The organism is Leucobacter soli, assembly GCF_042659205.1.
In the GTDB taxonomy this organism is placed as follows: Bacteria; Actinomycetota; Actinomycetes; order Actinomycetales; family Microbacteriaceae; genus Leucobacter; species Leucobacter soli.
Genome location: NZ_JBHSRW010000064.1, coordinates 1 through 11,496 on the forward strand (window position 1 = coordinate 1; position 11,496 = coordinate 11,496).

The following is an 11,496-nucleotide window of genomic DNA, read 5'->3' on the forward strand; positions in this document are numbered from 1 at the left end:
TGCTGGTACGCGGGGTCCGTCTGCGGAGGGGCGGCCTGGCCGCCCGGCTGCGCTACGGTCTGCGCGAATGCCTGCGGATCGATCGGCTGCTGCGGCTGGAGCGGTTCCGCGGGCGCAGGGTCCTGGATCCGAGGCTCGGCCTGCGAGGCGTTCCAGGCTGCCGCCTGCGCCGCGAAGTCCTCGGTCGAACCGCCGGGCTCCGAGGGGTTCTCGGGGGAGCCGTTCGAGGCGCTCTCCGGGGCGTTCGGAGCCTCGGGGGTCTCCGGCTGCTCGTTCTCATTCATTCGTCATCCACTCCATGTGCACAGGCGTTCTCCGGATTCCCCCTCAGCGACGCTAACAGGCGCCAAGGGGTTCTCGCGACTTCAGCGGACTCCGATCGCATCTCGACGGCATCCGGCGCGCACCATCGATGCACTCCTGCGGCGCGGCGCCGTCCCGTCCGGCTCCGCCCGGCGCGATCCGCTCAGTCCCGCCCGGTGAGCTGCCAGGCGTCTTCGTCCCCGTCCCCATCGACCGATTCGAGGTCGGCCTGGTAGCGGGCGATGGGGTCGTCGTAGCGTGGGTCGGCATCCGCCCCACTGCCTCCCCCGAGGCCGAGTTCGGCGAAGCCGTCCTCCGCCTGCGGGCGGCCGAGTTCGTCCGGCAACGGCTCGAGGACGCTCGTCTCGGGCTCGGTGGAAGTCTGAACCGGCGGGGCGGTCGACGGCGGTGGAGCGGACGCGGGCGCCGCCGGGAACGGCGCCGCCGAGGCGCCGCGGCCGGTGATGGAGGCGAGCACCTCCGGCAGCTGCTCCGGCGAGACGAGCACGTCACGCGCCTTCGATCCCTCGGAGGGGCCGACGATGTCACGCGATTCCATAAGGTCCATGAGCCGTCCGGCCTTCGCGAATCCGACTCGCAGCTTCCGCTGCAGCATGGACGTCGACCCGAACTGGGAGGTGACCACGAGCTCGATCGCCTGGAGCAGGACGTCGAGATCGTCGCCGATCTCCTCGTCGATCTCCTTCTTCTCGGCGACCTGCGCCACATCTGCACGGTACTCGGGCCGCGCCTGCGCCTTGACGTGCTCGACGACGCGCTGAATCTCCGCCTCTTTGACCCAGGCGCCCTGCACGCGGGTCGGCGTGGATTCGCCGTTCAGCAGCAGCAGGCCATCGCCCTGGCCGATCAGGCGCTCGGCGCCGACCTCGTCGAGGATGACGCGGGAGTCCGTACCCGAGGAGACCGCGAAGGCGTAGCGGCTCGGAACGTTCGCCTTGATGATGCCGGTGACGACGTTCACGGAGGGCCGCTGCGTGGCGAGCACCAGATGGATGCCGGCGGCGCGCGCCAGCTGGGTGATGCGTTGGATCGAATCCTCGACGTCGCGCGGGGCGACGAGCATCAGGTCGGCGAGCTCGTCGACCACCACCAGTAGGTAGGGGTAGGGCTTGAGCACGCGCTCGCTGCCCTCGGGGAGCACGATCGACCCGCTGCGCACCGCCTCGTTGAAGTCGTCCACATGGCGGAAGCCGAAGCTCTCCAGGTCGTCGTAGCGCATGTCCATCTCTTTCACGACCCACTGCAGCGCCTCGGCCGCCTTCTTCGGGTTCGTGATGATGGGGGTGATGAGGTGCGGGACGCCCTGGTAGATCGTGAGCTCGACGCGCTTGGGATCGACGAGCACCATGCGCACCTCTGCGGGCGTCGCCCGCATCAGCACGCTCGTGATCATCGAGTTGATGAAGCTCGACTTGCCGGATCCTGTGGCGCCCGCGACGAGCAGGTGCGGCATCTTCGCGAGGTTCGCGACGACGAAGCCGCCGCGCACGTCCTTGCCGATGCCGACGATCATCGGGTGGCGGTTGCCGAGCGCCTTCGACGAGCGCAGCACGTCGCCGAGCGCGACGTTCTCTCGATCCTTGTTCGGGATCTCGATGCCGATCGCGCTCTTGCCCGGGATCGGCGAGAGGATCCGGATCTCGTTCGAGGCCACGGCGTAGGCGAGATTCTTCGAGAGCGCAGTGACGCGCTCGACCTTCACACCGGGGCCGAGCTCGACCTCGTACTGCGTCACCGTCGGGCCGCGGGAGAAGCCCGTCACCTGCGCGTCGACCTTGAACTGCTGGAGCACCTCGGCGATGGCGGCCATGATGTCGTCGTTCGCCTGGGTGCGGGCGCGACTGGGCTCCCCCGCCGAAAGCGAGGCCTGATCCGGCAGGACATAGGGCCGCAACGATTCGTCGTGAGCCGGCGCCACCTCGAACGTGCTGGTCGACGCGGCCTCGTCGTGGAGCTGGGCGACCTCGGCATCAGGCTCCGCCCCGTGCGCACTGCCGAAGGCACCGGCACTGCCGAGGGCACCGTCGAGCACATCCGTCTCCTGTGCATCGGAGATCGCGCCCGACTCGAGCGCGGAATCGAAGGCGCGGTCGCGGCCGGGCTGATCCTCGCCGCCGAAGAGCTCGTCGATCGCGTCGATCGCGTTCGGCGCGCCATCAGCGGCACCGCTCGAGCCGTACTCCGGGTCCTCCTCACGCCCCGAGGAGGTGCGGCGCCACCATGGCAGGCTTCCCGTATCGGCTGCTCCCCCGTCATCGGGTAGATCGTCGACGTCGAAGAGCGGGGTCTGCCCCCGCTTGCCCCGTCGCCCGGCCCCGGGCGCTTCGGCCTCCGGTGCGGCTTCCGGCATCGTCGCGCCGAAGAGATAGCCGTAGGCCTCGCGCAACCGGGAGGGAATGCTGCCGGGCGGGGTCTTGGTGACGATCAGGACTGAGAGCGCCAGGAGGAGGATGAAGACGGGCACGGCGAACCACGCGGTCAGCATCGCCGCCGGCGCACCGACCATCCAGCCGAACAGGCCGCCCGACTGCGAGAGCGCGACCATCCCCTCGCTCGGCTGCGGCCGGCTCCCGAGGACGTGGGAGAGCCCCGAGGCGCTGAGCATCGCGAGGCCGAGGCCGATGGCGATGCGTCGGTTGTCGTGCACACCGGACGGGTTGTTGAAGAGCCAGAAGGCGAATGCGACCATCAGGATCGGCAGCCCGAAGGCGACCCGCCCGAAGAGCCCGCCGAAAGTCCACGCGCTGATCTGCACGGCCACCGGGTTCCCGATCAGGAACCACTCGGTGATCGCGCCGACCACCGCGAGCAGCACGAGCAGGAGCGGGATGCCGTCGCGCCGATCCTCGCTCGCGATCGGCTCGGGCCGGAACGCTCGGGCGGCACCGCCGACGGCGTGCGCGAGGCCCATCCAGGCACGACCGAACCCGCCGCCCTGCGGCTCGGGCTCGAGGACCTTGGTCGCCGAGGTGCGCGAGCCCGAGCGGGAGCGCCCGGTGCTCTGCGTCTTCGAGCGTGAGGATGTCTTGCCGGCCATGCGAACACGGTACCTTCGACCGCCGACATTCGCGGGGATCCCGCTCGGCGCGTGGGATTTCACCCTCGGACGGTACCCGCAGGACCGCCACGGGCATGGTCCACCGGGCGTGCGGAGCGGCCCCTATCGCCGCCGCAGCCGAGCCAGAAGCGCGCGCGCCTCGGGCGCGCGGACCGCGAGCAGCACGGCGAAGTAGACGAGGCCCATCGCGGCCGCGCAGACCAGGGCGAAGACGACGGCGAGCAGCAGCCCGAAGTCCGGCACGCTGCTGCGGCACACGTAGACGAGGAAGAGGCCGACGGCGAGCGCCGGAACCACGGCCACGAGGTATCGGATCACGCTGACGAGGAGATCGGCCCCGCCGATCCGCCCGAGCCTCCGCCGCAGCAGCCAGAGCGCGAGGAGCACCTGCAGGATCGTGGTGAACGACCAGATGCCCGCGTAGACGAACCCCAGCAGTCCCTTCTGCACGGTGAAGGCGGCTGGGACCGTCAGGGCGATCAGTGCGACCAGCTGCGCCGCCATGAAGATGAACGGGGTCCGCGCGTCCGAGAGCGCATAGAAGGCGCGCTGCACCGCGAACATCACGCTGTAGGCAGCGAGACCCAGCGAGTAGAACTGCAGCAGGTACGCGAAGGTCTGGACGTCCTCCGGACTGCCGCTCGGCCACAGGACGCGGCTCACGAAGGGCGCGGCCATGAACATGGCCGCCGCCGCGAAGACCATGAGCATCGCGATCTGCTTCGCCGCATCGGAGAAGCCGGTGCGGAAGGCGTCCATCCGGCCGCTCTGCCCGAACTCGGAGAGCTCGGTGAAGTGCGCCGTCATCAGCGAGACCGCGATCACCGAGTGCGGCAGCATGAAGACCAGCCAGGCGTTCGTCATCGCGGTCAGCGAGGGCCCCTGCCCCGACGCGGAGTTGATGACGTTGGTCGTGACGACCCCGCCGAGCTGCAGGACGAGGATCGAGGCGAGTCCCCAGCCGGCGATCCGTCCCGTCTGCCCGAGCCCCACTCCCCGCCAGGTGAAGTCCGGGCGGAACCGCAGGCCGGCCCGGCGCCACGGCCAGATCAGGATCAGCGCCTGCGCCGCGACCCCGAGGGTCGCGCTGCCGGCGAGCACGGCGATCGACGCCGGCGTCCAAGCGTCGATCGGCGGATCGTTGCTCGCTCCGAAGAGGGCGATGTAGACGACGGTGCCGATGATCGCGATCACGTTCGCGAGCGCGGGCGCCCAGGTGAAGGGACCGAACACCTTCTTCGCGTTCAGCACCTCCCCGAGCACCGTGTACCAGCCGTAGAAGACGACCTGCGGGATGCACCAGTAGGAGAAGGCGACCGCGAGCGCGCGCTGATCCGCGTCCCACGAGAGCGTGAGCACCCAGACGATGGCCGGAGCCGCGAGCATGGCGAGCGTCGTGATCGCCAGCAGCGCCACCGAGACGAGCGTCAGCACCTTGTTGATGTAGCCGCTGCCGCCGTCCTTGCCCTGCGCGGCCTTGACGATCTGCGGCACGAGCACGGCGTTCAGCATGCCGCCCGCGAGCACCATGTAGAGCGTGCTGGGCAGCTGGTTGCCGTTCGCGAACGCGTCGGCCGACTGCGAGAGCTGCCCGATCGCGTAGACCAGCAGCATCGCCTTCACGAACCCGAGGATCCGCGACACCATGGTGCCCGAGGCCATGACGGCGCTGGCGCGTACCAGCCCGGCGGCCATCAGGGGCGCACCGCCTGGCTCAATAGAACACGTCCCCTCGCGTCGTCAGCGTCCACCGCCGGGCGAGGCGCTCGAACACGGCGTCCCACAGGCGCACGGCGAAGGGGCGCAGCGGCAGATCCAGCGCCCCGACGTAGTCCGTCACGTCCTTCGACAGCCGCAGCTTGTACTGGCCCACTCCGTGGAGGCGGTGCGCGGGGTCGTCGAGCCGGTCGCTCGGCGGCGTCCCGATGAGATCGTGCCGGGTCGCGCCCTGCTCCTTCCCCCAGCGGATCAGCTCGAGCTGCATCCGGTACATCGCGCCGGTCGGCAGCCGGCTCTTGGCCGAGGCGCCGTCCTTGTAGCCGCTCGTCCTCCCGAGCGCCGTCGCGAACATGCCTGCGACCAGCGTCCCGCCCTCCCCTGCGCGCGCGGCGCCGGCACCGGCACCGTCGCCTGCGCCCATGTCGTATCCGAGCACGAGCTGCCCGCGACCGGCGCGCTGGAAGCCCTGCCAGAACTCCCGGAAGTAGTCGTAGGGACGCAGCTCGAACTTGTCCTCGGCGGTGCCGGAGAGCAGTTCGTACATGAGTCGGCAGTTCTCGTCGCTCGCCTCGACGCGGCGCACGTCGAAGCCCTCCTTGTCGGCCTTGCGGATCTTCGTGCGGGTGCTGCTCGAGAAGCCGCGCAGGATGTCCTCCTCGTCGCCGGAGATGTCGAGGACGATGGTGGACTCGTTCGGCAGCACATGCGGAGCCCGCGAGTAGCCCGCCCGCGCGAGCACGGCGAAGGCGTCGTCGCTGCGGAGGATCCGCGGCTCGACCTTCAGCAGGAAGACGCCCTGCGACCGCGCGAACGCGGCGAGACGACGCCCACGGGCGACGTATTCCTCTGCCGGCATGGGCGAGCCGTCGGCGTCCGTCGAGACGTCCGGCCCCGCGGGCGAGTACCAGAACCTGCCGAGCAGCGGGATCCGCTTCTCGAGCACCAGCGTCGCGGGGAACCCGTCGCCGACGACGTAGCGGGGCCGGTAGCGCTGATGGCGCTTCACCTCCGCGTACTCGCGGCTCTGCCAGATCTCGCCGCCGCCGGGTGCGGCCTCGACCAGTTCGTCCCAGCGCGCGACCTCGCCGGCATCGGCGAAGCGCAGCGGCGTCGGGTCAGGACCCGCCACGCTCAGACCACCACCACGACCGGGACGATCATCGCCTTTCGGCGCAGCTTCGTACCGACCCAGCGGCCGATCGTGCGGCGCACGATCTGCTGCAGCTGATGATGGTCGACCACGCCCTCCCGCATCGCCTGCTCGAGCGCGTCGGCGATCTGCGGCTTGATCTTGTCGAAGACGTGGTCGGCCTCGGCGACGCCCTTGGCGTGGATCTCCGGACCCGACACGATCTGGCCGAGACTCGTCTCGACGACCGTGATCACCGAGATGAATCCCTCCTCCGCGAGCACGCGACGATCGCGCAGGTCGTCGTCGGTCACCTTGCCGACGCTGGATCCGTCGACGTAGATGAAGTCGATGTCGAGCTGACCGACCTGGCGCGCGACGCCGTCCTTCAGATCGACCACGGTGCCGTTCTCTCCGATGATCGTGCGGTTCTGCGGGACGCCGGTCTCGATGGCGAGCCCCGCGTTCGCGACCAGGTGGCGGTACTCGCCGTGGATCGGCATCACGTTCTTCGGGCGCACGATGTTGTAGCAGTAGAGCAGCTCGCCGGCGGCGGCGTGCCCCGAGACGTGCACCTTCGCGTTCCCCTTGTGGACCACGTTCGCGCCGAGCTTCATGAGCCCGTTGATGACGCGGTAGACCGAGTTCTCGTTGCCCGGGATGAGGCTCGAGGCGAGGATCACGGTGTCGCCCTCGCCGATCTCGACCTGGTGCTCGCGGTTCGCCATCCGGCTGAGCACGGCCATGGGCTCGCCCTGAGAGCCGGTCGACATGTAGACGATGCGGTGATCCGGGATGTCGCCGCTCTTCTTCAGGTCGACGAGCACGCCCTCCGGAACCTCGAGGTAGCCGAGATCGGAGGCGATCTTCATGTTCCGCACCATGGAGCGACCGAGCAGCACGACGCGCCGGCCGTTCGCCTGCGCGGCGTCGAGCACCTGCTGCACGCGGTGCACGTGGCTCGAGAAGCTCGCCACGACGACCTTGCCGGTCGAACCCGCGATGACCCGCTCGAGCACGGGCCCGATGTCCTTCTCGAGCGGGGTGAAGCCCGGCACGTCGGCATTCGTCGAGTCCGTCATGAAGAGGTCGACGCCCTCCTCGCCCAGCCGGGCGAAGGCGCGCAGGTCGGTGATCCGCTTGTCGAGCGGCAGCTGATCCATCTTGAAGTCGCCGGTGCCGATGACGAGACCGGCCTCGGTGCGGATCGCGACCGCGAGCGCGTCGGGGATCGAGTGGTTCACCGCGATGAACTCGAGGTCGAACGGCCCGTAGTCCAGGCGATCGCCCTCGGCGACCTCGCGGAGCACCGGCCGGATGCGATGCTCCTTCAGCTTCGCCGCGACGAACGCGAGCGTGAGCTTCGAGCCGACGAGCGGGATGTCCTCGCGCCGCTTCAGCAGGTAGGGCACGCCGCCGATGTGATCCTCGTGCCCGTGCGTGAGCACGACGGCGACGATGTCGCCGAGGCGTTCCTCGATCTTCGAGATGTCGGGCAGGATCAGGTCCACGCCCGGATGCGTCTCCTCGGGGAAGAGCACGCCGCAGTCCACGACCAGCAGCTTCCCGCCGATCTCGTAGACCGTCATGTTGCGGCCGACCTCGCCGAGGCCGCCGAGCGGGGTGACCCGCAGCGTTCCCGGTTCGAGTTCGGGTGGTGCGAAGTGTGGGGTGGTCAATGCGTCTCTCTTCTGCGGATGCGGCGGTCGCCGGCACCCGCGGTTATCGGGTGGTGCCCGCGATCTTGGGCAGCGCGCCGCCTGCGGCGGCGTTGCGGTCGGGGCGGAAGTTCGAGAAGTCGGCGCCCGGGACGTCGCGGACGAGGGCGAGCTCGTCCTCGATGAGCGCGGCCTCCCATTCCTCGGGGCCGACGAGCGGCAGGCGCACGCGCGGGCTGCCGATGCGGCCGAGCCCGTGCAGCACGTACTTCGCCGCCACCGTTCCCGGCACATGGGTCATGATCGCGCGGACGAGCGGCTCGAGCCGCTGATGCTCGGCGCGCGCGGTGTGCAGATCGCCGCGGTTCACGGCGTCGACGATCGAGCGGTACGGCGTCGCGGTGATGTTCGCGGTCACGCCGATGAGCCCGGTGGCGCCGATCGCGAGATGCGGCAGCACGTTGGCGTCGTCGCCGGAGAAGTACATGAGGTCGGTCTGATTCAGCACACGGCTGACCTCGCTGAAGTCGCCCTTCGCGTCCTTGACCGCCAGGATGTTGGGGTGCTTCGCGAGCCGCAGGATCGTCTCGTACGTGATCGGCACGCCGGTGCGGCCGGGGATGTCGTAGAGGATCACCGGCAGTTCGGTGGCGTCGGCCACCATCCGGAAGTGCGTCAGCAGGCCGGCCTGAGTCGGCTTGTTGTAGTACGGGGTGACGATCATCACGCCATCGGCGCCGGCCTTCTCGCTGGCGCGGTAGAGCTCGATCGCATGGGCCGTCTCGTTCGATCCGCCGCCCGTGATGACCTTCGCGCGGCCCGCGGAGACCGACTTCGCGACCTCCACGAGCTTGATCTTCTCGGGGTCCGTGAGCGTCGACGTCTCACCCGTGGTGCCCGTCACCACGATGCCGTCCGCACCGCTCTGGATGCAGTTCTCGATGTGCTGCTCGGTGGCCGCCCAGTCGACCTCGCCGTCGGCGTGGAAGGGGGTGATCAGCGCGACCAGCACTTGCCCGAATGGATTCTCTACAGTCGTCACCTATCTAGGGTATCCGAGAGGCGCGCCTCCGCGCGTCGCCGGCGCCTGTGGTCGCGGGCGCCCCTGGGCTCACGCCCGCGGATTCTCCGGCGCGCTCGACGCGGCGAGCTCTCTCCGATAGCTCTGGAAGCGGTACTCGAGGCCGTTCGCGGCGACCCGGACCTGGCCCGGGTCGGTCAGCCGCCATTCCGAGCCGATCTCGGGAGCGAAGGTGTCGGCATCCGGCACGTCGATCTCGATCCGCGTCACGATCAGCTCAGTGGCGATCGGCATCGCCGCGCGGAAGATCTCGCCGCCGCCGATCACGCAGATCCGCTCGGCACCGTCGAGCAGCATCAGCGCAGCGTCGAGCGAGCCGACGACACGGGCGCCGGGAGCGGCGTACGCGGGGTTCCCCGAGACGACGAGGTTCTCCCGCCCGGGCAGGGGCCGGAACCGCTCGGGCAGCGACTCCCAGGTGCGGCGGCCCATGACGACCGGGTCGCCCAGCGTCGCGGCTTTGAAGTGCGCCAGATCCTCGGGCAGATGCCAGGGCATCGCACCCCCTCGCCCGATGACCCCGCCTCGGGCCTCCGCCCAGACGAGGACGATCTCCGTCGCCCCGCTCACCGAGTCACACCGCCACCGGGGCCTTGATCGCCGGATGGTGCTCGTAGCCGATCACTTCGAAGTCCTCGAACTCGTACGCGAAGATGCTGTCGCGCGGCGCGAGCACGAGCCGCGGGTAGGGGAACGCCTCTCGCGAGAGCTGTTCCCGCACCTGCTCCAGGTGGTTGTCGTAGATGTGGCAGTCGCCGCCCGTCCAGATGAAATCGCCCGGTTCGAGGCCCGTCTGCTGCGCCACCATCAGGGTCAGCAGCGCGTACGAGGCGATGTTGAAGGGCACCCCGAGGAACATGTCGGCGGAGCGCTGGTACAGCTGGCAGCTGAGCTTGCCGTCGGCGACGTAGAACTGGAAGAAGGCATGGCAGGGCATGAGCGCCATCTGGTCGAGCTCCGCGACGTTCCAGGCCGAGACGAGGTGCCGACGCGAGTCCGGGTTGGCCCGGATCTGCTCGACGATCTGCGCGATCTGGTCGATCCGACCGCCATCGGGCGTGGGCCACGAACGCCACTGCACGCCGTACACCGGGCCGAGGTCGCCGTGCTCGTCGGCCCACTCGTCCCAGATCGTCACCCCGTGATCACGCAGGTACTGCGTGTTGCCCTCGCCGCGCAGGAACCACAGCAGTTCGTAGGCCACGGACTTGAAGTGCACGCGCTTGGTCGTGATGAGCGGGAAGGACTCCGCGAGGTCGAAGCGGATCTGCTTGCCGAACAGGCTGCGCGTACCGGTGCCCGTGCGATCCGACTTCGGCGTGCCGTGCTCGAACACCTCCCGCAGCAGATCCTCGTAGGGGGTCTCGACGCGCGCTCCACTCATGCGCACCAGTGTACCGAGCGGCGCCGACATCGGATGCCGGGCACCGCCCGATCGCTATTCGGCGACGCCCTCCCGCTCGGCCTTGCGCCTCCGCTTCTGCTCGAGCATGAGGCGATCGGCGCGCGCGATGAAGACGTCGGGGTGCTCGCCGGGATCCAGCGTCGCGACGCCGAAGGACCAGGAGGTCTCGCGCAGCACCCGGGTCAGGCGCCGGCCGGTGGCCGCCGCCTGCTCGGCGTCGACCCCCGGCATCAGCAGCGCGAATTCGTCGCCGCCCAGTCGTGCGACGATGTCCTGCGCCCGGGTGGCACGATCCAGCTCCGCGGCGAATTCGCGCAGCAACCGGTCCCCCTCGGCGTGCCCCAGCTCGTCGTTCACCCGCTTCAGGTCGTCGATGTCGACGTAGAGCACCGAGAGCGGCTTGCCCGTGCGTCTCAGCGCGAGCACCGTCCGCTCGGTCAGCAGCGCGAAACCGCGCTTGTTCCAGACTCCGCAGAGCGGATCGGTCAGCGAGTTCTCCTCGAGGCGGTTCTTGTAGGCACCGACGAGCTCGCCGAGCAGGACCGCCGTGAGCACGAGCGACACCAGGAACGGGTGGACCTCAGGGCCGAAGCGCACCGCCAGCACCGTGCAGTACACGGCGAGCCAGACGACGCCGAACGAGCGAGCCAGCCACATCGGACCGAACCACACCAGGTAGATGATGAAGGTGTAGAAGAGCAGGGCCGAGTTCATCGCGCGGATCTCGCTCGGCGCGAAGAAGACCATCACCAGCACGAGCGCGGCGCTCACGCACATCAGCACCAACGCCGGCCGCGTCGCGGTGCGCCGCCCCAGGACCAGGAAGACCGCCGCCGCCGTGAAGGAGATCCCCGAGACGACCAGCGACACCGAGTGGAGTCGGCTGCGCTCGTCCTGGAACACCGTCACGAGCAGGAGCGCGAGCACGCCGCCGACCAGGTAGAACCCCGCGGATGCGACCGAGAGCTCCGAATGGTGTCTCAGCGCCGCTCGCATCACCGCCTCCCGGAGCTCCGGGAGAGCGCGATCGCCGTGCGCAGCGCGCCGCGCGCGCGCGGCCGGTCGCCGCAGGCGTCGTAGACGATCCCGAGACGAGCCCAGCTCCGCCAATCCCCGGGAGCG

The 11,496-nt window shown here is 69.6% G+C and carries 8 protein-coding genes and 1 pseudogene; all 9 read right to left on the minus strand.

Annotation, left to right across the window (positions count from 1 at the left end; genetic code table 11):
* Positions 1 to 284 (minus strand): annotated as a pseudogene (locus ACFPZL_RS06050) (hypothetical protein); the annotation flags it as partial.
* A 182-nt stretch (positions 285 to 466) separates the two neighbouring features.
* Positions 467 to 3,361, minus strand: coding sequence for a DNA translocase FtsK (locus tag ACFPZL_RS06055; protein ID WP_218113832.1), 2,895 nt, complete (start codon positions 3,359 to 3,361; stop codon positions 467 to 469).
* Between the two features lie 123 nt (positions 3,362 to 3,484).
* Entirely contained in the window at positions 3,485 to 5,077 is a 1,593-nt protein-coding gene (murJ, locus tag ACFPZL_RS06060) for a murein biosynthesis integral membrane protein MurJ (RefSeq protein WP_218113831.1), read from the minus strand.
* A 19-nt stretch (positions 5,078 to 5,096) separates the two neighbouring features.
* Positions 5,097 to 6,230 (minus strand): lipid II:glycine glycyltransferase FemX, encoded by a 1,134-nt coding sequence (locus ACFPZL_RS06065; RefSeq protein ID WP_218113830.1) that lies wholly within the window; start codon positions 6,228 to 6,230, stop codon positions 5,097 to 5,099.
* Positions 6,231 to 6,232: 2 nt separating this feature from the next.
* Positions 6,233 to 7,909, minus strand: coding sequence for a ribonuclease J (locus tag ACFPZL_RS06070; protein WP_218113829.1), 1,677 nt, complete (start codon positions 7,907 to 7,909; stop codon positions 6,233 to 6,235).
* A 43-nt stretch (positions 7,910 to 7,952) separates the two neighbouring features.
* A complete protein-coding gene (dapA, locus tag ACFPZL_RS06075; RefSeq protein ID WP_218113828.1) occupies positions 7,953 to 8,930 on the minus strand; it encodes a 4-hydroxy-tetrahydrodipicolinate synthase in 978 nt (325 codons plus the stop codon).
* Positions 8,931 to 8,999: 69 nt separating this feature from the next.
* Positions 9,000 to 9,539 carry a dihydrofolate reductase gene (locus ACFPZL_RS06080; RefSeq protein WP_218113827.1) on the minus strand — a complete coding sequence of 180 codons (540 nt, stop codon included), beginning with the start codon at positions 9,537 to 9,539 and terminating at the stop codon, positions 9,000 to 9,002.
* A 4-nt stretch (positions 9,540 to 9,543) separates the two neighbouring features.
* The gene (locus tag ACFPZL_RS06085; RefSeq protein WP_218113826.1) at positions 9,544 to 10,353 is read right to left on the minus strand and encodes a thymidylate synthase; all 810 of its coding nucleotides are present in this window, start codon (positions 10,351 to 10,353) and stop codon (positions 9,544 to 9,546) included.
* Between the two features lie 54 nt (positions 10,354 to 10,407).
* Positions 10,408 to 11,370, minus strand: coding sequence for a GGDEF domain-containing protein (locus ACFPZL_RS06090; RefSeq protein ID WP_218113825.1), 963 nt, complete (start codon positions 11,368 to 11,370; stop codon positions 10,408 to 10,410).
* Between the last annotated feature and the right edge of the window lie 126 nt (positions 11,371 to 11,496).